This window comes from Desulfocurvus sp. DL1XJH-121 (assembly GCF_054819825.1).
Genome location: NZ_JBTVWW010000021.1, coordinates 45,971 through 68,536 on the forward strand (window position 1 = coordinate 45,971; position 22,566 = coordinate 68,536).

At 65.1% G+C, this 22,566-nt stretch carries 18 protein-coding genes; 10 read left to right on the top strand and 8 right to left on the bottom strand.

Annotation, left to right across the window (positions count from 1 at the left end; translation table 11 throughout):
- Positions 1-32 precede the first annotated feature (32 nt).
- The 6 genes from ACYYG1_RS13810 (at position 33) to ACYYG1_RS13835 (ending at position 7,316) form a co-directional block, all read left to right on the top strand.
- Positions 33-1,253, top strand: coding sequence for a substrate-binding domain-containing protein (locus ACYYG1_RS13810; protein ID WP_461210910.1), 1,221 nt, complete (start codon positions 33-35; stop codon positions 1,251-1,253).
- Positions 1,254-1,309: 56 nt separating this feature from the next.
- A complete protein-coding gene (locus ACYYG1_RS13815; RefSeq protein WP_461210911.1) occupies positions 1,310-2,173 on the top strand; it encodes a branched-chain amino acid ABC transporter permease in 864 nt (287 codons plus the stop codon).
- Positions 2,174-2,175: 2 nt separating this feature from the next.
- The gene (locus ACYYG1_RS13820) at positions 2,176-3,243 is read left to right on the top strand and encodes a branched-chain amino acid ABC transporter permease (RefSeq protein ID WP_461210912.1); all 1,068 of its coding nucleotides are present in this window, start codon (positions 2,176-2,178) and stop codon (positions 3,241-3,243) included.
- A gap of 18 nt (positions 3,244-3,261) precedes the next feature.
- The gene (locus ACYYG1_RS13825) at positions 3,262-4,482 is read left to right on the top strand and encodes a YgeY family selenium metabolism-linked hydrolase (protein WP_461210913.1); all 1,221 of its coding nucleotides are present in this window, start codon (positions 3,262-3,264) and stop codon (positions 4,480-4,482) included.
- A gap of 212 nt (positions 4,483-4,694) precedes the next feature.
- On the top strand, positions 4,695-6,011 hold the full coding sequence (locus ACYYG1_RS13830; RefSeq protein ID WP_461210914.1) for an aminotransferase class III-fold pyridoxal phosphate-dependent enzyme: 1,317 nt from the start codon (positions 4,695-4,697) through the stop codon (positions 6,009-6,011).
- 156 nt (positions 6,012-6,167) lie between these two features.
- A complete protein-coding gene (locus ACYYG1_RS13835) occupies positions 6,168-7,316 on the top strand; it encodes an iron-containing alcohol dehydrogenase (protein ID WP_461210915.1) in 1,149 nt (382 codons plus the stop codon).
- Positions 7,317-7,499: 183 nt separating this feature from the next.
- Here ACYYG1_RS13835 and ACYYG1_RS13840 read toward each other — a convergent pair whose 3' ends face one another.
- From ACYYG1_RS13840 to ACYYG1_RS13870, 7 genes are all read right to left on the bottom strand, one after another.
- Positions 7,500-9,806, bottom strand: coding sequence for a methyl-accepting chemotaxis protein (locus ACYYG1_RS13840; protein ID WP_461210916.1), 2,307 nt, complete (start codon positions 9,804-9,806; stop codon positions 7,500-7,502).
- 413 nt (positions 9,807-10,219) lie between these two features.
- Positions 10,220-11,497, bottom strand: coding sequence for a dicarboxylate/amino acid:cation symporter (locus tag ACYYG1_RS13845; RefSeq protein ID WP_461210917.1), 1,278 nt, complete (start codon positions 11,495-11,497; stop codon positions 10,220-10,222).
- Positions 11,498-11,527: 30 nt separating this feature from the next.
- Positions 11,528-12,733, bottom strand: a complete 1,206-nt coding sequence (locus ACYYG1_RS13850) for a threonine synthase (protein ID WP_461210918.1) — start codon at positions 12,731-12,733, stop codon at positions 11,528-11,530.
- Positions 12,734-12,753: 20 nt separating this feature from the next.
- Positions 12,754-13,134 carry a RidA family protein gene (locus ACYYG1_RS13855; RefSeq protein ID WP_461210919.1) on the bottom strand — a complete coding sequence of 127 codons (381 nt, stop codon included), beginning with the start codon at positions 13,132-13,134 and terminating at the stop codon, positions 12,754-12,756.
- A 50-nt stretch (positions 13,135-13,184) separates the two neighbouring features.
- On the bottom strand, positions 13,185-13,859 hold the full coding sequence (locus ACYYG1_RS13860) for a helix-turn-helix transcriptional regulator (RefSeq protein ID WP_461210920.1): 675 nt from the start codon (positions 13,857-13,859) through the stop codon (positions 13,185-13,187).
- Between the two features lie 215 nt (positions 13,860-14,074).
- Positions 14,075-16,093 (bottom strand): TRAP transporter permease, encoded by a 2,019-nt coding sequence (locus ACYYG1_RS13865; protein ID WP_461210921.1) that lies wholly within the window; start codon positions 16,091-16,093, stop codon positions 14,075-14,077.
- 115 nt (positions 16,094-16,208) lie between these two features.
- Positions 16,209-17,162 carry a TAXI family TRAP transporter solute-binding subunit gene (locus tag ACYYG1_RS13870; RefSeq protein WP_461210922.1) on the bottom strand — a complete coding sequence of 318 codons (954 nt, stop codon included), beginning with the start codon at positions 17,160-17,162 and terminating at the stop codon, positions 16,209-16,211.
- A 243-nt stretch (positions 17,163-17,405) separates the two neighbouring features.
- Between ACYYG1_RS13870 and cbiB the strand changes: the two genes are divergently transcribed.
- The 3 genes from cbiB to ACYYG1_RS13885 all read left to right on the top strand — a co-directional run bounded on the left by cbiB (position 17,406) and on the right by ACYYG1_RS13885 (position 20,968).
- On the top strand, positions 17,406-18,344 hold the full coding sequence (gene cbiB, locus ACYYG1_RS13875; protein WP_461210923.1) for an adenosylcobinamide-phosphate synthase CbiB: 939 nt from the start codon (positions 17,406-17,408) through the stop codon (positions 18,342-18,344).
- Between the two features lie 112 nt (positions 18,345-18,456).
- Positions 18,457-18,783, top strand: a complete 327-nt coding sequence (locus ACYYG1_RS13880) for a hypothetical protein (protein WP_461210924.1) — start codon at positions 18,457-18,459, stop codon at positions 18,781-18,783.
- A 250-nt stretch (positions 18,784-19,033) separates the two neighbouring features.
- On the top strand, positions 19,034-20,968 hold the full coding sequence (locus tag ACYYG1_RS13885; RefSeq protein WP_461210925.1) for a PAS domain-containing sensor histidine kinase: 1,935 nt from the start codon (positions 19,034-19,036) through the stop codon (positions 20,966-20,968).
- A gap of 86 nt (positions 20,969-21,054) precedes the next feature.
- Here the strand turns inward: ACYYG1_RS13885 and ACYYG1_RS13890 are convergent, their stop codons facing one another.
- Complete coding sequence (locus ACYYG1_RS13890) at positions 21,055-21,639, bottom strand: hypothetical protein (RefSeq protein ID WP_461210926.1); 585 nt, start codon at positions 21,637-21,639, stop codon at positions 21,055-21,057.
- Between the two features lie 191 nt (positions 21,640-21,830).
- On the opposite strand from ACYYG1_RS13890, the gene ACYYG1_RS13895 reads away from it, so the two are divergent.
- A complete protein-coding gene (locus tag ACYYG1_RS13895; protein WP_461210927.1) occupies positions 21,831-22,436 on the top strand; it encodes a hypothetical protein in 606 nt (201 codons plus the stop codon).
- The last annotated feature ends 130 nt before the right edge of the window (positions 22,437-22,566 follow it).

Sequence of the window (22,566 nt, forward strand, 5' to 3'; positions counted from 1 at the left end):
AATTTGAGACAACCATTACGGAGGCCATGACAATGTCCAAGAAGATGAACCGCAGAACCTTTATCAAGTCCACCGCGGCCACGGCCGCCTGCCTGACCGTCGGCGGCCTGGGAATGCCCCGGCTGGTCCATGCGTCTGACAAACCCGTGAAATTGTTCCTGGGCTGCACCATGTCCGGGGCCTACGCCTCGTCCGGCATGTACACCTCCCGGGGCATGCAGCTGGCCATCGAGAACTTCGGCGGCTCCGTGCTGGGACGTCCCATCGAGCTCATCGAGCGCGACACCCCCAATCCCGCCGAGGGCGTGCGCAAGGCGCAGGAAGCCGTGGAGAACCAGGGCTGCAACCTGCTGACCATCGCCCCCAGCAGCTCCACCATCCTGGCCGTGGCCGAGTATGCCAAGAAGAAGGGCGCCGTGCTCTTCGGCCACGGCGGCAGCGACAAGATCACCGGCGAGGCTTGCAACAAGTCCACCTTCCGCTGGCAGGTGCCCACCTGGGGCGCCATCCGCGAGGTCGTTCCCCGCGTGATCAAGGAATACGACGCCAAGACCTTCTACACCATCACGCCCAAGTACGTGTTCGGTGAGGACCTTCTGCGCAACACCAGGGAAGTGCTGGAGGAGCGCGGCCTGAAGCTTTTGGGCAACTCCTTCCACAGCCTGGGCGAGGCCGACTTCAGCTCGCACATCACCAAGGCCATGGCCGCCCAGGCCGACTGCGTGCTGTTCCTGAACTTCGGCGGCGACACCGTCAACGCCCTGAAGCAGGCCACCAACTTCGGCCTCAAGCAGGTCTCCAAGATCGCCTGCGCCTGGGGCTCCGGCATCACCCAGATGAAGGCCATCGGCGCCGAGACCCTGGAAGGCGTCATCTGGGGCCTGCAGTACTTCTACAAGATCGATTCCCCCGAGAACAAGCGCCTGGTGGAGACCTTCAAGGCCAAGTACGGCGAGGTTCCGCCCTACGTCACGGCCATGAGCTACGCCTCCACCATGACCATCCTCGACGCCGTCAAGCGCGCCGGGAGCGACGATCCGGCCAAGGTCATCGCCGCCCTGGAGGACCACAAATACGTCGGCATCACCGGCGAGGAAGTCTACCGCGGCAGCGACCACCAGTGCCTGAAGCCTTACTACTCCCTGCAGTGCAAGGCTCCCTCGGCCATGAAGACACCCGAGGACTTCGCCGACATCATCGGCAGCTCGGTCAACTTCCAGGCGAGCGGCCTCAACGGCTGCAAGATGAGCTGAGCAAACCATCAACGGCGGCGCGGCCCCGGGCCGCGCCGCCCATACGGGATACGGATATGACCAACCTCATCGTGCTGCAGATTTTCAACGGCCTCGTGCTGGGCATGATCTACGTGCTCCTGGCCATGGGCCTGTCCATCGTCTGGGGGATGATGGACATCATCAATTTTTCCCACGGGCTGTTCTACGCCCTGGGCGCCTATCTGGCCTACTCCTACGTGCAGCTCACGGGCGACTTCTGGAGCGCGCTCCTGGTCGTGCCCCTGGGCACGGCGCTCATAGGCATGATCCTGGAGCGCCTGCTCCTGCGAAAGCTCTACGGTGAGAATATCCTGTTCCAGATCCTGATGACCTTCGGTCTGGCCATGATCGGCCGCGAGCTGATCATCCTGGGCTACGGCCCGGTGGGCAAGAGCTTCACCATGCCCCACGCGCTCATGGGCGTGATCAAAATGGGCTCGCTGTTCTTCCCGCGCTACCGGCTGTTCATCTTCCTCTTCGTCATCGTGCTCACCGTGGGCATGTGGCTGCTCATCGAGAAGACCCGCTACGGCTCCATCGTCCGCGCGGGCACCGAGAACGCCAACATGGTCAGCTGCCTGGGCATCAACATCTCCCTGGTCTTCACCCTGATATTCGGGCTGGCCATGGCCATCGCCGGGCTGGGAGGGGTGCTGGCCGCGCCCATGCGCGGGGTGGAGCCCTTCATGGGCGACCTGATCCTGGGCATCTGCTTCGCCGTGGTGGTCATCGGCGGCATGGGGAGCTTCTTCGGCGCCGTGGTGGGCGGCCTCATCGTGGGGCTCTGCCAGAGCCTCATCACCCTGGTCCTGCCCAGCGCCTCCGTCATCATCGTCTTCGTGGTCATGGCCGGCATCCTGCTCATCCGGCCGCGGGGACTCATGGGAATAAGGGATTGATCATGACCAGCAAGTCAACCACACATTCGTTCGGTTTGATGTCCGGTTCCGAGGCCTGCATGCTCGCGGGCGTGGCCCTGGCCCTGGTGGCGATGCCCCTGGTGCTGCCCTACAACGCCCTGGCCACGGAGATCGTGCTCTTCGCCCTGGCCGCCGTGGCCTTCGATCTCTGCCTGGGCTTCAGCGGGGTGATGATGTTCTGCCAGGCCTCGTTCTTCGGCACCGGCGTCTACGTCACCTCCCTGACGCTCATCCACGTCAGCCAGAACATCTTCGTGGGCGTGGCCGCGGGCGTCTGCTTCGCCACGGTCCTGGCCCTGTTCTTCGGCTGGCTGGCCTCGTCGCGCTCGGGCAGCTATTCCGTGCTCCTGACCCTGGCCTTCAACGAGCTGATCTACTTCATCGCCTACCAGTGGAGCGCGGTGACGGGCGGCGACGACGGCCTCACGGGCGTGCCCAGGCCGAACATCGAGATCCCCGGCCTGTTCAGCATCGATATCCAGTCCTCGCTGGCCTACTACGTGTTCGCCGCCGTGGTCTTCCTGCTGAGCTTCGCCCTGATCCAGCGCATCACGCTTTCGCCCTTCGGGGCCGTGCTCAAGGGCATCCGCGAGAACGAGGTCCGGGCCCAGGCCCTGGGCTACAACGTGCGCCTGTACAAGGTGGCGGTCTTCGCCCTGGGCGGCCTGTTCATGGGCCTGGCCGGCAGCCTGTACTGCATGCACATCAACTTCGCCCACATCCACAACGTGCATTTCGAGACCTCGGGCAACATCGTGATGATGGTCCTCATCGGGGGCATGGGCACCCTGGTGGGGCCGTTCGTGGGCTCGCTTCTGCTTACCGTCGCCTCGGAGGTCGCCAGCACACTGTGGGACCGCTGGATGATCATCCAGGGCGTGATCTTCATCGTCTTCGTCCTGTTCGCACGCGGCGGCATCTGGGGCATCCTCAGGTCCGTCCAGGAGAAATTCTCCTCCAGCCAGGCCCCCGCGGCCGTGGAGGAACCGGAACGCGAGCTCCCCGGGGAACTCGGGGTGGCCACCTGCGCCGCGCGCACCAACGACTAACACACAGAGGTTATTTCCATGTATTCCCAGTTCAGCAAGCTCGCAGAGGAACTCAAGGACGACATCGTGGCGCTGTCCAGCACCCTGATCCAGACCCCCAGCATCGGCGGAACCGAGGGCAAGGTGGCGGCGATCATCGAGAAGGCCCTCAAGGACCTGGGCTACGACGAGGTCTTCGTGGACGGCATCGGCAACGTGGTGGGCATCATCAAGGGCGACGGCACCGGCCCCTCGGCCATGTACGACTCGCACATGGACCACGTGCTGCCCGGCGACGAGAACCTCTGGGAGTATGGCCCCTACAGCGGCGAGGTCGCCGAGGGCTTCGTGCACGGCCGCGCGGCCAGCGACGTGAAATGCGGCCTGGCCTGCCAGATCTACGCGGGCCACATCCTGAAGCGCCTGAACGTGCCGCTCAAGGGCGACTACATCTTCGCCGCCGTGGTCCAGGAAGAGCCCGCCGAGATGTTCGGCATGACCTACCTCCTGGACAAGACCTTCCCGGAGAAGGGCATCACGTTCGACCTGCACATCAGCTCCGAGGCCACGGACCTCGACCTGGTGGCAGGCCACAAGGGCCGCGCCGAGATCGAAGTGGAGACCACCGGCCGCACCAGCCACGGCAGCGCCCCCTGGCGCGGCATCAACGCCGTGTTCAAGATGCTGCCCATCCTGGAAAAGGTGCGGGAAAAGGTCGACACCCTGCCCGAGGACCCCATCCTGGGCAAGGCCTCCCTGACGCTCACGCGCATCTCCTGCTCCCCGGGCGAACTGTCCATCATTCCCGACAAGTGCACGGTTTCTCTTGACCGCCGCCTGGTTCGCGGCGAGACCAGGGAGGAAGCTCTGGGCGAGATCCAGGCCATCGTGGACGAACTGGTCGCCAAGGACCCCGAGCTCAAGGCCGAGGTGCGCATGCGCGCCGTGACCGAGACTTCCTACACCGGCGTGAGCAAGCGCGTGGAGAAGTACATGCCCGCATGGGTCATCCCCGAGGACCATCCGGCCGTGCTGACCTGCCTGGCCGCCCTCAAGGAGATCGGCCAGAACCCGGGCATCCACTACTGGGATTTCGGCACCGACTGCAGCCAGATCACGGCCGTGATGGGCATTCCCTCCATCGGCTACTCGCCCATGGAGGAGAAGTACGCCCACACGCCCATCGACCGCTGCGACATCGAGAAGATGGTCAAGGGCACCGCGGGCTACGCCGCCATCGCCATGGCCTATTCCGCCTGATCGGCACGGGCCGCGCAAGCGGCCCTGACTTCTGGCAGGCCGTTGAAAAACAGCAATCTGCTGCGTCGCTTCGCTGCTGCGAAAAATTCAAACCCTCATGTACGGGGAGTACGCTTCGGTCTTGAATTTTTCTTGCGCCTTGCGTCTCACTGTTTTTGAACGGCCCGCGTAAAATGTTCAACAACCCTTTACTTTCAATAAAGGAAAAGAAGATGTCCGAAGCATACGAGAACGACCGAGCATACGTGCTGCATTCCTGGTCCGTGCAGGGCCAGCTCAAGCCCAAGGTCATCACCAGAGGCGAGGGCGTGTTCTTCTGGGATGAGGACGGCAAGCGCTACTACGACTTCGCCTCCCAGCTGGTGAATCTGAACATCGGCCACCAGCATCCCAAGGTCGTGGAGGCCATCAAGGCCCAAGCCGACAAGCTGTGCTATGTGGCCCCCGGCTTCGCCGAGGAGTCGCGCGGCAAGCTGGCCAAGCGCGTCATCGGGCTGTTGCCCGAAGAGTTCGGCAAGTGCTTCTTCACCCTGGGCGGCGCGGACTCCAACGAGAACGCCATCAAGATCGCCCGGGCCGTCACCGGCCGCCACAAGCTGGTGACCCGCTACCGCTCCTACCACGGCGCCACCTACGGGGCCATCACCCTGACGGGCGACCCGCGCAGGCCCCCGGTGGAGCCCGGCATCCCCGGCGTGGTGCGGGTGCTGGACCCCTACTGTTACCGCTGCCCCTTCGGCCAGAAGCCCGAGAGCTGCAAGATGGAGTGCGCCGAGCACGTGCGCGAGGTCCTGCTCTACGAGAACCCCGAGACCGTGGCCGCCATTCTCATGGAGTCCGTCACCGGCACCAACGGCATCTTCCCGCCGCCCAAGGGCTACATGGAGCGCATCCGCGAGATCTGCGACGAGTTCGGCATCCTGATGATCTGCGACGAGGTCATGACCGGCTTTGGCCGCACGGGCAAGTGGTTCGGATTCCAGAACTTCGACATCGTTCCGGACATCGTGACCATGGCCAAGGGCGTGAACTCCGGCTACGTGCCGCTCGGCGTTGTGGCCGTGACCAAGAAGATCGCCAAGTTCTTCGACGACAAGATGCTCTACTGCGGCCTGACCTACTCGGGGCACCCCGTGTCCTGCGCCGCGGCCCTGGCCACCATCGACGCCTACGAGGACGAGGGCCACATCGAGAACTCCGGCAAGCTCGGCGGCCTGTTCGCGGAACTGCTGGCCGACATCAAGGCGAAGCATCCCCTGGTGGGCGACGTGCGCTCCATCGGGCTGTTCGGCGCCATCGAGCTGGTCAAGGACCGCGAGACCCGCGAGCCCTTGACCCCCTGGAACGGCCCCGCCGGCCCCATGGTGGAGTTCGGCAAGCGCTTCGACGAGGCGGGCGTGTCCGCCTACCTGCGCTGGAACTACATCTTCCTGACTCCGCCCATCATCATCAATGAGGAGGAGCTCAGGGACGCCATGGCCCGCATCGAATCCAGCATCGGCGAGGCCGAGAAGGCCATCCTCGGCTAGACGCCGTTTGAAAATCGTCTTCCAGGCGGTTTGAAAATGTGCGAGGGCAATGCACAGGGGCGGTCGCCGGCCGGGTCCACCGGTCGGCGTCCGCCGACAACATCGCGGCAGCCCTCATTTTTTGAACCGCCTGTCTGATTTGTAAGGAGTCTCCCAATGAGCATCTCCCTGTTCCAATCCCCCTCGCGCCTGGTCCTGGGCGCGGGAGCCGTGACCCGGGTGGGGGCCGAGGCCGCCCGCTTCGGGACCAAGGCCCTGGTGGTCACCGGCCGCAGCTCTTCCAAGAAGAGCGGCGCCCTGGACAAGGTCCTGGACTCCCTCAAGGAGGCCGGGGTGGGCGTGGCCCTGTACGACAAGGTGCCGTCGGACCCCGACGTACCCAGCGTGGAGGCGGGCGTGGAGCTGGCCAAGGCCGAGGGCTGCGACGTGATCGTGGCGCTGGGCGGCGGCAGCCCCCTGGACGCCTCCAAGGGCATCTCCATGATGCTGGCCAACCCCGGCGCCATCGTGGACTACGAGTTCAAATCGCCCGGGATCGACGGACCCGCCATCATCGCCGTGCCCACCACGGCGGGCACGGGCAGCGAGATCACCCGCTTCACGGTCATCACGGACACCGAGCGCACCGTGAAGATGCTCTTGCAGGGGCCCGGGCTGATCCCCAAGGTTTCGGTGCTGGACCCCGAGCTGACCATGTCCATGCCCCCGTCCGTGACCGCGGCCACGGGCATGGACGCCCTGACCCACGCCACCGAGGCCTACCTCTCCAGCGTGGGCACGCCGCTCACGGACATCCACGCCCTGGCGGCCGTGCGGCTCATCGCCGGGGCCCTGGTGCCCGCCACCTTGAACGGCGGCAACGTGGCGGCCAGGGAGCAGATGCTCCTGGGCCAGATGGAGGCGGGCTACGCCTTCGGCAACGCGGCCACGGCCCTGGTGCACGCCATGGCCCGGCCCCTGGGCGCGCACTTCGGCGTGCCCCACGGCAAGGCCAACGCCATGCTTCTGGCCACGGTCATGGAGTACAACCGCCCGTCCGCGCCCGAGCGCTTCGTGGAGCTGGCCAAGGCCTTCGGCGAGAACACCGAGGGCCTGCCCGTGCGCGAGGCCGGCGAGCTGGCCGTGAAGGCCATGGCCGCCATCTTCCGGGAAACGGACCTGCCCTCGCGGCTGTCCGAGTTCGGCATCAAGGAGTCGGACCTGGACAAGCTCACCGCGGACGCCTTCGCCAGCGCCAGCTGCCGGGTCAACCCCCGCATCCCCACCAAGGAAGACATCCGGACCCTGTACCTGGCAGTACTGTAGGCAACCACACCCGACAAAGGCCCGGGACCATCGGTTCCGGGCCTTTTTCTTTTTTCAACTAGCTCCACTATGCCGCAGGCCGCTCAGAAGGTGTGAGATGCGAGGCGCAAGGGAAATTCAAGACCGACGCGTATTCTCATACGCGAGGGTTTGAATTTCCGCAGCAACGAAGCAGATCGCGCCTTATGAGTGGCCTGCAAGGTCCTTGAGGCGTATGGAGAGCTCGTTCAGCTCCTCCATGGCCTGGGCCGTGCGCGCCATGCCGTCGGCGGTCTCCCCGGCGATGCGGTTGATCTCGTCCACGGACTGGTTGATCTCCTCGCTGGCCGAGGACTGCTCCTCGGCGGCCGTGGCGATGGAGCGCACCTGCTCGCTGGTGGACTCCACCAGGGCCCGGATCTCCTCCAGGCGCTCGCCCGAGGCCGAGGCCGTGCCCGTGGTGGCCATGACATCCTCGGCGGTCTTTTCCGTAGCCCGGATGGCCTGCCTGGTGCCGTCCTGGATGGTCCTCACGGACGCGCCCACCTCCTGGGTGGCGGTCATGGTCTTTTCGGCCAGCTTGCGCACCTCGTCGGCCACCACGGCGAAGCCGCGGCCCGCGTCCCCCGCGCGCGCGGCCTCGATGGCGGCGTTGAGCGCCAGGAGGTTGGTCTGGTCGGCGATGTCCGTGATCATGGTCATGATCTGGCCGATGCCCTGGGCCTGTTCGCCCAGTTCGCCCATGCGCTCCTTGAGTTCCAGGATCTGTTCCTGGACCCCGTGGATGGAGCTCACCACCTCGCCCACCTCGCGCACGCCCTCGTCGGCCTTGGAGCGGGCCTCCTCGGCGTGCTGGGCGGCCTGGGAAGCGCTGCGCGCCACCTCCAGCACCGTGGCGTTCATCTGCTCCATGGCCGTGGCCGTCTCGGTGGTGCGCTGGCGCTGCACGTCCGTGCCGCTCTGGATCTGCGAGATCTGCCCGGCCACGTCCTGCAGGTGCCCGGCCAGGGTTTCCCCGGCCTCGCGCACCTGGACGTTGACCTCGTTGATGCGCTTGAGGTTCTCCTGCAGCTCCTGCTCCTTGCGCACCATCTCGCTGACGTCGCGGGCGATCTCCACCTGGCCCACGCAGTTGCCCGCGTCGTCCAGGAGGTCGCTGGTGTTCAGCTCCAGATGCAGGGTTCCCTTGGCCGTGTCCGCCGTGACGGTGCGCTCCTCGCCGCTGGCGCCCGCGCGGGCCTGGCGGAACGAGCCGTCCGCCGCGCCCAGGACCAGGGAACAGCGGTTGCCCAGCACCTGTTCGCGCGGCACCCGGGACAGGGCGTAGGTGGCCTCGTTGGCCAGGGTGATGCGCGCATTCGGGTCCATGGCGTAGATGGGGTCGGACACGGCGTTGAGCATGTTCACGTAGCCCTGGTTCTCGCGCATGGAGGCCTTGATGCGCTCCATCAGGGAGTTGAAGGTGGCGAACAGCCTGCCGATGTCGTCCCTGGTCCGCACGTCCATGCGCGCGTCCAGGTCGCCCTCGGCCGCGCGTTCGGCCACGGCGGCCGCGGCCTTGATGGGCGCCAGGCTGATGCGCGTGAAGCCCATGACCAGCAGCACGGACAGGACCAGGGCCACGGCCGCGCTGATCAGGCCGTAGCGCACGAGCTTGGAGTCCGTGCCGTGCAGGAGCTCGTCCCGGGTCACGGTCATCACCAGGCGCCAGCCCCAGGGCGTGAAATCGAACAGGGCGGCGTGACGCTTCTTGCCCTTGAAGTCGTAGCCCACCACCCCCTCGGGGCTGTCCGCGAGCAGGGCGCCGACGGGCAGCTGCCTGACGTCGCTGCCCAGGAGGTCCTTGTTGGGGTGCGCGAGTATCTGGCCCTTGTCGTTGAACACGGCGGCGTAGCCCTTGCCAGCCAGGTTCACCCCGGCCAGGAATTCCTGGAGCTGCGGGGTCAGGATCTTGCGGCCCACGTAGATCACGGCCACGATGGCGCCCGAGGCGTCGCGCAGGGGCTTGTAGGCGGTGATGAACCAGTCGTTGACCACGAAGGCCTTGCCCCGGAAGGTCTCGCCGCTCATCACGGCCTTGTACACCGGGCTGGAATCCGGGATGTAGGTGCCCGTGGCGCGCTTGCCGTCCAGCTTGCGCACGTTGGTGGACACGCGCAGCAGCTTGCCGGGCAGGACCTGGAAGATGGTGGCCGTGCCGCCCACCGTGGACTGCACCGCGTCCACCAGGGTGAAGTCCTGGGTCAGCATCTGGCCCCCGGCCTTGAGCGCCGGGAAGGTGGCGTTCTCCGACTTCTTGGTCACCTGGTTGGTGATGGTCATGGTCACTGGCCGGGACTGGTCCAGGGCCACCGCGCCGTAGCGGGACAGCTCCTTGTCCATGATGGACAGGTCGGAGACGATCTTCTCCTGGGTGATGCCGTTCTGCATTGCCAGTGTCTGGATCGTCTGGCTGCCTGTGGACGAAAGCATCTCCTGGCCCAGTTCCGTCAGGCTGTTGTTCATGCCCATGAAATTGATCCCTCCCATACAGGAGAGGGTCAAAATCACGAGCAGCAAACAGCCGCAGAACAGTTTAAGCCCAAAAGACAACTTGCCGAGCATTTGGATCACTCCTTGTTGATGTCCCCATTGTCCACCCTGCGGATGATCTGAATATCTATATCGACGGATGCTGTTGTGGCCATTTTCGGCTGTGGCTGCGTATATTGCGCATTCGTCCATGTGTCGGGTTAAGGCGGCTGCATTATTTTCTTTAATTTTGAACCAAATCCATATCTGGTGCAAGAGAAATGCAATAATTGTCACCTACGAACATGATACAAACCCTCGCCCAACAATTTTGTCGGCGGCCGGGGAAAAAGCAGCATCCCCCCCGGCCGGGCCGGGGGGGATGCTTGATGGCGTCGAAGGGCGACGGGGTGTTACGCCGCTTCTGCCTGTCTATCCAGTTCCTCCAGGGAGACGTCCGGGTCGGCGATCCCCAGTTCGCCCTCGGACTTGGAGACCACCACCGCGCCGGTGGCGTCGCCCATGACGTTCAGGGTGGTGCGGGCCATGTCCAGGACGCGGTCCACGCCGGCCACCAGAGCGATGCCCTCCATGGGGATGCCCACCTGGGTGAAGACCATGGTCATCACGATGAGGGCCGATCCGGGCACGCCCACGGAGCCCACCGAGGCCAGCACGGCCATGAGCAGGATGGTCAGCTGCTGGCTCATGCTCAGCTCGATGCCGAAGACCTGGGACACGAACACGGCGGCGATGCCCAGATAGATGGCCGCGCCGTCCATGTTCAGGGTGGTGCCCAGGGGGATGGTGAAGCTGGCGATGTTCTTGGGCGCGCCCAGCTTGCGGGCGGCCAGCAGGTTGGCGGGCAGGGTGGCCGCGCTGGAGCAGGTGGTGAAGGCCACCAGCAGGGGCTCGGTCATGATGGTCAGGAAGTCCTTGACCTTGACCCCGCCGTAGCCGCGCACGGCCAGGCCGTAGACCACGCAGGCGTGGATCACCGAGACCACGTACATGGTCAGGATGAGCTTGCCCAGGGGCAGGAGGATGCTCAGGCCGTAGTGGCCCACGGTGTAGGCGATGAGGGCGAACACGCCGTAGGGGGCCAGTTCCATGACCATGGCCGTGAGCTTGATCATGGCCTGGGTGACCAGGTCGAAGAATTCGGCCAGGGGCTTGCCCCTATCGCCCAGGGCGCTGATGGCGAAACCGAAGGCCACGGCGAAGAACAGGATCTGCAAGAGGTTGCCGTCGGCCATGGCGCCCATGGGGTTCTTGGGCACGATGTTCAGCAGGGTGTCCACCATGTTGGGGGGCGTGACCTGCTTCACGGCCAGTCCGCTGGTGGGCAGGTCCAGGCCCGCCCCGGGGCTGAAGACGTTGGCGAAGACCAGGCCCAGGGCCACGGCCACGGCCGTGGTCAGCATGTAGTAGACGATGGTCTTGGTGGCGATGCGCCCCAGCTTGGCCGCGTTGCCCATGCTGGCCGCTCCGGCCACCAGGGAGGCGAAGACCAGGGGCACCACCAGCATCCGGATCAGCCGGATGAAGACGTCGCCGAAGGGCTTGAACCAGGCGTGGTCCAGGCCGGGCACGTTCTGCCAGATCAGTCCGGCCACGACGCCGGCGGCAAGGCCGATGCCCATCTTGGCGGGCAATCCCATCTTCTTCTTGGCGTTGACTTCTGCGCTCATGAGAGTCTCCTGTGGTGTGTGGGCAAGAGGCTACAGGGTGGGGAGGTCGTCTTCGGGCCGCAGCAGGGGCGGCGTGACGTCAACGGACTGGGGATACTTGAGGCCGGTGCCGGTGTTCAGGGCCACCACCTCCTCGTCGGGGGCGATCCAGCCGTCCTGGCGCAGCTTGCGGGCGGCGGCCAGGGTGGCGGCCCCTTCGGGGCAGATGAAGGCGCCCTCGCGCCGGGCCAGGAGCCGCTGGGCCTCGGCCGTGTCCTCGTCGTCCACGGCGATGGCGCAGCCCTTGGTTTCGTATATTGCATTGAGCACCAGAAAGTCGCCCAGGGCCTTGGGCACGGTGATGCCGAAGGCCATGGTGTGGGCGCCCGGCCAGAACTCGGACTCCTCGGCGCCCGCGTTCCAGGCCTTGACGATGGGCGCGCAGCCCGAGGCCTGCACGGCCACCAGGCGGGGCATCTTCTCTCCGATCCAGCCCAACTCCTGCAACTCGCGAAGGGCCTTGTAGATGCCGATGATGCCCACGCCGCCGCCCGTGGGGTAGAGGATCACGTCGGGCACGCGCCAGCCGAACTGCTCGGCGATCTCCAGGCCCATGGTCTTCTTGCCCTCGATCCGGTAGGGCTCCTTGAGGGTCGAGGCGTCGAACCAGCCCTGGGCCGCCACGGCCCGGGCCACGATCTTGCCCGCGTCGCTGATGAGCCCGTCCACCAAGTACAGCTCGGCCCCGGTGATGGCGCATTCCTTGCGCGTGATGGACGGGGCGTCCTGGGGCATGACGATGACGGCCTTGATGCCCGCGGCCGCGCAATAGGCCGCCCAGGCCCCGCCCGCGTTGCCGTTGGTGGGCATGGCCAGGATGTCGATGCCCAGCTCCTTGGCCCGGGACACGCCCACGGCCGCGCCGCGGGCCTTGAAGGTGCCCGTGGGGATCAGGCCCTCGTCCTTCATGAACAGCTTGTTCATGCCGTAGTCGGCGCCCAGCTTCCTCAGGGGCACCATGGGGGTCATGCCCTCGCCCAGATTGACGATGTTGGCCTCGTCGCGCACGGGCAAAAACTCCTTGTAGCGCCAGAGGTCCGCGGGGCGGGAGAGAAGCTTTTCCTTGGTCAGGGCCTGTCCGGCCTTCTTCAGGTCGTAGCGCACGAGCAGGGGGGCGCCGCAGGAGCAGAGTTGGGTCCGGTGCTCGCTTTCCAGCGTCGCGCCGCACTTGGGGCATTCCAGATGAGTGACGAACATGAGGTTCTCCTGAAGGTTTCTCAATCGATGAGGGCGACGGCCTCGACTTCCACCAGCACGTCCTTGGGCAGGCGGGCGACTTCCACGCAGGCCCGGGCCGGGGCGTGCCCCGCCATGTGCTTGGCGTAGATCTCGTTGATCACGGCGAATTCGCCCATATCCTTGATGAACACGCTGGTCTTGAGCACGTCGTCGAGGCCGCCCCCGGCGGCCTCGAGCACGGCGGCGAGGTTCTTCATGGCCTGTTCGGTCTGGGCCGCGATGCCCTGGGGGATGGTGCCGTCGGCCGGATTCACGGGGATCTGACCGGAAACGAACACCAGGTTGCCGGCCTTGACGGCCTGGGAGTAGGGGCCGATGGCCGCCGGGGCCTTGTCGGTCTGCACAATGGTCTGGGACATGGTTTCTCCTTTGCTGTTCCGCATGAGGTTGCCGGTCGCGTCGCGTTGGGCTATTTGCCCGCGTCCGCGCGCGCGGCCTTGAGATAGTTGTAGATGGTGAACTTGGAGACCCCGAGGCGCTCGGCCACGTAGTCCACCATGCCCTTGATGAGAAAGGCGCCGTAGTCGTCCAGCACGCTCACCAGGCGGATGCGCTCGTCCCGGTTCATGGTGCCGGGATGCTTGCCGATCTTTCTCATGGCGTCGTCCATCAGGGATTCGTTGGTCTCGTGCACCGTGTGGGCGAAGGTCTCGTCCTGGGGCTCCTGGCAGTCCTCGCCCGGGCGGATGCTGGTCATCTCCTGCATCATGGAGATGGCGTTGATCATGTCCGTGGTCTCCAGGTTGATGCACAGGGCGCCGATGACCTTGCCCCCCCTGTCGCGCACGAAGCAGGTGGAGCTCTTCAGGGCGCGGCCGTCGCGGGTGGTGGTGGAGTAGTTCAGGATGTCGCGCACCCCGTCGCCCTCCTTGCGCAGGGCCTTGACCACCAGGTCCGTGACCGGCGCGCCGATGGGGCGGTTGGTGATGTTGCCCTCGATGTGGACCATGCTGTGCTCCAGGTCGCGGAAGTCGTGCACCGCCACCTCGCAGCGGTTGCCCAGGGTCAGGTGCAGGACCCTGGCCACGTTCTTCATGTTCTCCAACCTGTTGCTGTAATCGCGGGGGGAGTTCTGTATGCTCATGAGACCTCCGTGACTTACTTTTTTGTAGGCTATACAACTTTTTTGAACGCATGCAACAATTAAATTGAAAAGTTCAAATAGATTTGAAATTGACAATAACCGTCTTTAATCAAAGATGTTATTTTTCAAAAGCAGAAAAAAGGCTGGATAGGGGAAAGAGGCGGGGAGGGGAAGAGGGCGGCGGCCGAAAAGCCGCCGCCCGTCGGTGTTTCCTGTCAGGCGGGCACGGCCGCGGCGCGGCTGTCCCGGACGTTCTTGACCTTCTGCAGGGCGTAGACTCCGGCCACAACGGCCATTCCTACGATATTGTAGAAATGCTGGGTGTGGTAGCAGAGGAAGGTGCCCACGGCGAAGATCAGCCATTCCAGCACGGTGGTCCGGCGGATCAGATAGCCCATGGTCAGGGCCGAGAAGGCCAGGGTGCCCACGATGGCGCTACCGAAGGCCATGGAGATGTGCAGGGCGTCGCCGTAGAGCAGGATGGACGGCTCGTAGGCGAACAGGAAGGGCACCACGTACAGGAGCTTGGCGAACTTGAAGGAGGTCCAGCCCGTCTTCCAGGGGTCGGCCCCGGCGATGGCCGCGCCCGCGTAGGCCGCCACGCACACCGGGGGCGTGATGTTGGAGTCCTGGCTGAACCAGTAGACGATCATGTGCGCGGCGATGAGCATGGAGACTTCCGTGTGCCCCACGATGCCCGCCTCGGTGATGATGCCCGTGAGCGCGGACACGGCCAGGGACGCGGTGATCAGGTAGCTGGCCGTGACGGGCACGCCCATGCCCAGCACCAGGGAGGCCAGGCCGATGAGCAGGATGGTCACGGGCAGATGCGCCCAGGCCGGGGCCATCTGGGCCATCTGGATGATGATGTTGGAGAACTTCAGCCCGATGCCCGTGAGCCCGATGGTGCCCACGATGATGCCGATGACGCCCACGGTGGCCCCGATGACCAGGGTGGCCCTGGCACCGCTCACCGTGGCCTCCCAGATCTCCGCCGGGCCCATGCGGTATTCCGGGTCCAGCCAGCTGATGGCCACGCAGGCCGCTGTGGCCCAGAAGGCGCTCATGCCCGGGGAGAAGCCCATGAGCATCAGGACCACGATGACCACCAGGGGCAGGGACTTGTACCAGTGGCGCTTGAACACGGCCATGGCCGGCTCGAACTCCTGATCCTCCAGGCCCTTGATGCCGTGTTTTTTGGCTTCGAAGTGGATCATGGACAGGACGCTGAAGAAGTAGAGGATGGCCGGGAACACGGCCATCTTCATGATCTCCACGTAGGGCACGTTGGTCAGTTCGGCCATGAGGAAGCCGCCCGCGCCCATGATGGGCGGCATGAACATGCCGCCGATGGAGGCCGCGGGCTCGATGGCCCCGGCCACGTGGCGCTTGAACCCGGCCCGGCGCATGAGCGGGATGGTGAACGCGCCCGTGGACACGGTGTTGGCGATGGCCGAGCCGGACACGGACCCGAAGAAGGCCGAGGCGATGACCGAGACCTTGGCCGGGCCGCCCACGGTCTTGCCCGCCAGGGCCAGGGGCCAGTCGATGAAGAACTTGCCCACCCCGGACTTCTGCAGGAACGAGCCGAAGAAGATGAACAGGATCACGTAGGTCACCAGCACCGAGGCCATGACCCCGAAGACCCCGTCCTGCTCCATGAACAGGGTCACGGACAGCCGCTCCAGGCTGAAGCCCCTGTGGGCGAAAAGGTCCGGGAACACGGGTCCGAACATCCCGTAGAATAAAAAGAAAATTCCCACCAGGGTCATGGACCAGCCCAGCACCCTGCGCGAGACCTCCAGGGAGAGCAGGATGCCCACCATGGAGACGTAGATGTCCGCCGGGGACTCGTTGCCCGAGCGGTAGTTGAAGGCCTCGAACTCCAGCATGAAGTAGGCCACGCAGGCCACGGACGCCAGGCTGAGCAGGATGTCCAGGATGGTGGGGCGCGTGGCGTTGGCGCGGCGGTTCATGGGAAAGGACAAAAAGACCATCACGTACGTGAGCAGCACGTACACGCCTCGGTTGTACTGGGTGTCGATGGGCAGGCCGGCTACGGAAAAGAAATAGAACCCAACCATGAAGGCCCCGAGCAGGGACACGAGAAGGTGCCAGGGGCCGCTGAGCTTGCGCCCCTTCTTGGCCTCCTTGGCCATGACCTTGCGCAGGGCCTGTTTCTTTTCTTCGCTGAGTTCCCCCAGCGTTTCTTTGTTGCTGGCTGTGGCGGACATGGATGCTCCGAAGGAAAACGTGGATGGGAGGTCGGGGCCTGCGGCACGGCCCGCGGCGGGGGTGGCGTCCCCCGCCGCGGGCGGCCGGTGGTTTCATTATGTCCGGTGCGGCCGCCTAGGGCACGGCCACGCCGTTCTCCTTCCAGAACTTGGCCGCGCCCGGGGCCACGGGGATGGACACGCCCTTCAGGCCGTCGGGGATGTTCATGGACTTGGCGGTCTTCTTGGCCGCCACCATGTGCTTGAGGCCCGCCTCGGTGTAGATGGCCTTCACGGCCTTGTAGACCATGTCGTCGTCCACGCCCGAGTTGGTGCACCAGTAGGCCGCGTCCTGGAAGCTCTGGGCGGGCTGGTCCTGGCCGCGGTAGGTGCCGGCGGGGATGTTCATGGGCGCGTAGAAGGGGTACTCCTTGTAGAAGCCGGACTTCTCGGCGTCCAGGTGCACGTCCACCAGATGGATGTCGTCGCGGGCTGCGGCCTCGATGACCGAGGAGTTGGGGTAGCCCACGAAGACCCAGAAGGCGTCCAGCTTGCCGTCGTTGAACGCGGCGGCGGCGGCGGAGTAGCCCATGTTCTGGCGCTGGATCTTGTCCCACAGGCCCAGGTGGGTGAAGAAGCGCTCGGCCGCGGCGGCCGCGCCCGAGCCCGCGTTGCCCACGGCCACGCGCTTGCCCGCCAGGTCCATGGCGCTCTGGATGTTGTCCTTCTTCTTGGTCACCAGGTGCGCGGGCGCGCCGTACAGGAAGGCGATGGCCCGGACCTTGTCGTATTTGTTGTCGTCCTGGGGCAGGCGGCCGTTGCGACCGAGGTAGGCGTCGCCCGAATAGACGATGCCGAAGTCGATGTCGCCCTTGTCCAGGCGCTTCAGGTTGGCGGTGGAGCCGCCGGAGCCCTCGGAGGAGACTTCGATGTCCGCGTAGGTGTTGGTGATGTAGCTGGCCATGGCGTTGGCGAAATAGTTGAAGGTGCCCCCCACCGGGCCCCCTCCGTAGGCGAGATATGTCTTGGCCGCTGCCGGGGCCGCTCCCGCAAGGGCCATGACCAGCACGGCGATCACAAGACATCTCATTTTCCAGACTCGAAACATACCCACCTCTCTTTTGGTAAAGCGGTTGTGCACTTCCGGCCGAGGGCCGCGCCCTCTTTTCGCCGCCGGGTACTATACCCTTAATCGCGCGCGCGCCCACGCGTAATCCGTGGACGAGCCGAATGGACCCGTGAACGGTAGCCCCGGTTGCGCGTACGGGGGCGGGGGGCTACAAACAGACCCGGCGCGCCCCGCGCGGACCCTGGAATCACGATGGGAGGAATCATGTCTGGCGAAGGTTTTGCCCTGTATTTGCCGCTACTTGCCCTTGGCCTGGACCTGGTCCTGGGGGACCCGCAGGGCTGGCCGCATCCCGTGCGCCTGCTGGGGCGAACGGCGAACCGGCTGGAGGTCCTGGCCCGGCGCGGGGCCGGGGCCCTGCGCCTCAGGGGCGCCGTCTGCGTCCTGGCCCTGGCCCTGGGCGCGGGAGGCGCGGCCTGGGGGCTTTCCTCCCTGCCGCTCCTGGGCTGGATCGCGGCCCTGTATCTGGCCTACGCGGGCCTGGCCCTGGGCTCGCTGCTGCGCGAGGCCGGGGCGGTCACGGATCTCGTGGCCGCCGGGCGTCTGCCCGAGGCGCGCGAGGCCCTGTCCATGCTGGTCAGCCGCGAGACGGCGGACATGGACGAGGACGCCGTGTGCCGCTCCCTGGCCGAGACCGTGAGCGAGAATCTGGGGGACGGGCTGGCGGCCCCGTTCCTGTATCTGGTCCTGGGCGGGGCCGGGGGCCTGTGGGCCTACAAGGCCGTGAGCACCCTGGATTCCATGTGGGGCTACCGCACCGAGCGCTGGCGCGAACTGGGCTGGGCCGCGGCACGGGCCGACGACGTGCTGGCCTGGATCCCCTCGCGCCTGGCCGGGCTGGCCCTGTGGGCTTGCGGCGGGGTGATGCGCCGCAGATGGGCGCCCCTGTCCCGGGTGCGGGCCGACGCGGCCAGGACCGAGAGCCCCAACGCGGGCTGGCCCATGGCCGCGGCGGCCTGGGCCATGGGCGCGCGGGTGGGCGGCCCGGCCACGTATTTCGGCGAGCTCAAGGACAAGCCGGTCCTGGGCCCGGAGGACGGGCGCTGGGACGTGGCGCGCCTGCGGGGCCTGCTGCGGCTCGTGCGCGCGGCCGGGCTGGCCTGCGCGCTGGCGACGTGGGGCGCGGCCCTGGCCCTGGGCTGAGCGCGAGGCCGGGTTGACAGGGCCGGGCAGGGGAAATACACGAACGTATCCCGCGCGGCCCGACTGCGGCCGTTTTTCCGTTCCAAGCGCTCCCGGCGCAAAGGTGTGACGCATGCAGGAATTCGACGAGTACCCGGAACTGGAGTACCTGGCCGAGATCGAGGGCTTTCTCGTGCCCATCGCCCACATCAAGGCCATCGGCTGGGTGGAGAAGACCTATCCCCATCCGGACGAGCCCTATGAGGGCGACCAGTGGTATTTCCGGGTCCATCTGAGCCAGCCCATCGGCGACATGGGCGACGGCGTGGCCCGGGACCTGGCGTCCTTCTACGCCACCGAGGAAGAGGCCGAGAGCGCCCGCATGCAACTCGCCGGACGCGTCAACGACTTCTACAAGAACCAATTCGTCAATTCCATGTTCGGCGGCAAGCTGCACTGACGGCTTTCCGGAATCCTACATAATTGTATCTTTGCGTCGCCGCAGCGCACGCTTGTTTTATCGCGCCCGATTCGCCGCGCTCGGTCTGTCTTGCGCCTTGTCTCCTGCGTCGTGAGCCTCTTCCGGTCCGGGAAAAGGCATGCAGTGTTGGGCTTGCAGCTGTGCGAGTTGCACATTTGCAACAGATGGCATATGATGGCATCGCTTTGCGTCCGGGGGGGCGCCATGCAGTGCGTACAGCGGGGATGGCATGGACGATTCCAATCTACAGGGACCCGACACCAGCCTGACGGAAGACCAGGCCGGCGGCCGCGCCGTCGGGGCGTCGCCGCGTCCCGTCGACGGTGGCTGCGCACGGCGCTGGGGCGACCTGGACATCCTCCCCGATCCCGTTCTGATTTTCCGGCTGGCTCCCGACCCCTTGCGATCCTCCCTGGTCTTCGCCAACAGGGCCTGCGTCGACCTCATCGGGCACGAGCCCGGAGCGGCGGTCCGCCTGCGCCTGGAGGACGTGCTGCGCGCGCCGCTGGGCGGGCCCTTCTTTGCGGCGCTGGGGGAACTCGGCGTCCTGGGCGGCTTCACCCTGGAGACGACCCTGCGCCGCAAGGACGGGGGCGAGGTGCCCGTGGAGGCGGGGGTGCGCCTGTCGCGGCGCGACGGGCGGGACGCCTGCGTGTGCGTCTGCCGGGTGCTCGGCCCGGGCAGGCGCGTGGAGCAGGCCCTGGGCCTGGCCCTGGAGAACTACCGCCGCCTGTTCGACGGCGCGGTGGAGGGCGGGTTCCAGTCCACTCTCTCCGGGCGTTTCATCCGCGCCAACCCCGCCATGGCCCGCATGCTGGGCTACGATTCCCCTAAGGACCTGATCCTGTCCGTCCAGGACTTCAACAAGGAGTTGTACGCCAGCCCCGAGGAGCGGCGGGAATTCCTGGACCTGCTGCGCAGGGAGGGCCAGGCCCGGCGGTATTTCACGCGCTTCCGCCGCAGGGACGGCGGGTTCATCTGGGTGGGCGTGAACGCCCGGCTGGTGCGGGGCGCCACGGATGTGGAATCCCACATCGAGGGCTTCTGCACCGACGTCACGGATCTCAAGGAGACCCGGGAGGCCCTGCGCAGTTCCGAGGAGCTGCACCGGGTCCTGCTCATGAACCTCACGGACACGGCCTGGATCACCGACGACCAGGGCCGCTTCGCCTACGTCTGCCCCAACGCGCGTCCCGTGCTGGGCCTGTCTCCCGAGGAGGTCATGGCCCTGCCGGACGTCGACGCCCTCCTGGGCGAGGGGTTCATCGATCCCGGGGAGCTGGACAGGACCGGGGAGATCGCCAACCTGGAGGCCCGCGTGAGCGTGGGCGGGGACGTGCGCTTCCTGCTGGTCACTGTGCGCCGGGTGGACATCGCGGGCGGCACGCGCCTTTACGCCTGCCGCGACATCACGGAGATGCGCAGCCTGCAGGCCGAGAGCATGCGCGCGGCGCATCTGGCGTCCCTGGGCGAACTGGCCGCGGGCGTGGCCCACGAGATCAACAGCCCGGTGAACGGGATCATGCTCTACGCCGAGATGCTCCAGGACGAGGCCGTGGACCTGGGCGAGGCGGCCGAGGCGCCCGCCAGCATCCTGCGCCAGGCCGGGCGCGTGGCGGCCATCGCGCGCAAGCTGCTGGGCTTCTCGCGCAAGCCCGGGGACGCGGTGCGGCCGGTGGACGTGCGGGCCATTCTCAACGACGCCCTGGCCCTGGCCCGGGTGGACCTGCTCAAGGGCAACATCCGCCTGCGCCTGCACCAGCCCGTCGGGCTGCCCCTGGTCGCCGGGCGCGACCAGGAGGTGCAGCAGGTCTTCGTGAACCTGCTCTCCAACGCCCGCGACGCCTTGAACGAGAAATATCCGGGCCGGGACGAGAACAAGATCCTGGCGATATCCCTGGCCGAAACCGAGCGCGACGGGACCCGCTTCGTGCGCGCCGAGTTCCTGGACCACGGCGTGGGCGTCCCCGAGGCGCTGCGCCAGAAGATTTTCACGCCGTTTTTTTCCACCAAGGCCGACGGCCAGGGCACGGGCCTGGGCCTGCCCACGTCCATGCGCCTTCTGGCGGACCTGGGCGGCCAACTGGCCCTGGACAGCCGCGAGGGCGGCCCCACCAGGGTCGTGGTCGAATTCAAAGTATGGGAAGCAGAGGACGAGAACTGAAAGCCCCGCCGCAAGGGACAATAAAAACGGCCGCGCCCCTGAGGGGCGCGGCCGTTTGTTGTTGGCGAAGAGTCACAGGCGCGGGATCAGAAGTTGAAGATGCCCGTGCCGCGTTTGGGGCTGGTGCGCATGGGCGGCAGGTAGCCCGTGGCCATGTCCGCGTGGCGCTCGTACTGGATCAGGCGCTCGCCCTCGGCCTTGGACTGGTCGTAGAAGGCCATGGTGCGTTCGCGCTTGGCCAGGTCGTTGACGAACCTGATCTTCAGCTTGCCCTCCTGCCAGGCGTAGGTGCGCAACTCGTCGTCCTTGGTGGTCACGGGGTTGCCCAGTTCGCGCATCAGATAGTCCACGGCGTTGTTGAAGGCGGCGGAGTCCGCCGGGCGCGCGTACACCGCGAAGAGCCCGGTGCTGCCGAACACGAGCGCGGCCTTTTCCACTGGCGCGCCGGGCAGGACCTCCGCGCCCTTGGGGGCCTCGTACAGGGTGAACAGTTCCGTGCCCTGGCCGCGGGTAAAGCCTTCCAACTCGTGGGTATGCACGCTCCAAGGGTAGCCGAACACCCCGTCCCGGGGTTCGTCCGCGAACGCGCCGCCGGGTGCGAGGAGCAGGCAGGCCAGCAGGGCGACAAACGCCAGAGCCGGGGCCGATTTGAAGATCATGACAGGTCGCATGCGCTGAAACTCCTGGGAATTCCGTTGTCCGGGGCGGCCGCCGAAACCCGGCCCGCCCGGCCCGGCGCTCCGGAGGGCCGCCGAACCACCAGGAACTTGTAACGTCCATCGGCCGGTAATGTCCAATGAAGGGTGAGAAAAAGGGTGTTTGAAACGGCGGGGATGGGAGGCTTATTTTCAAGGAAGCCGTCTTGATTTTTGACATAAAACTCAATATTAATATATCGATATTATTTCGCTTTAGAACCAGATTCGTTGAGGGGGAGAGTGTGCGCAATATAATTGCTTTGATTTGTATGTTGATGGTGTGTTCTTGTGCAAAAATTAATCTTGTTTATCAGCCTCAATCCACGAGTACAATTTCAGGGAATTTATCAATAGGGTCTTTTGGGTACACCGTACCTAGCGGTTGCAAAGATAATGAGATATTGGGTGCTTCTGTAAAATTTGAAAATGACAGGAGTATATCTTCATTTTTCCGTGATGCAATTATTATGGAGTTAAAACTATCAGGATTGTCAATTGGACAGTCTAGTTGCTTGATTTCCGGGAATTTAGATGAGATTTACTATGATGGGTGGGGTTTTTCAGAAGAGTTTTATGCAAAAGCTAGATTCGAGATAAATAAAAATAGTAAGAATATTTATTCGTCGTGTCATGAATCAAGAATAACGGTGACAAAGACATTCGGTGGTGGTTATTTTATGCCAATGATGAGTAAGGTCGTGTCTGATATTATTAATAAAATGATATCAAGTAAAGAATTTGAAATTGCATTACGCAAATGTGAAAAGTAAATCTATTGCTATATGTGTTGTGTCTTTATTTTGTATGTTCTTCGGTTGGATTATAATTGTACAGAGATAGTATTCACCTGACACTGCCGCCCCTGGCGGGGTGATTTCTAGGCGGCCGCCTCGGCCGCCT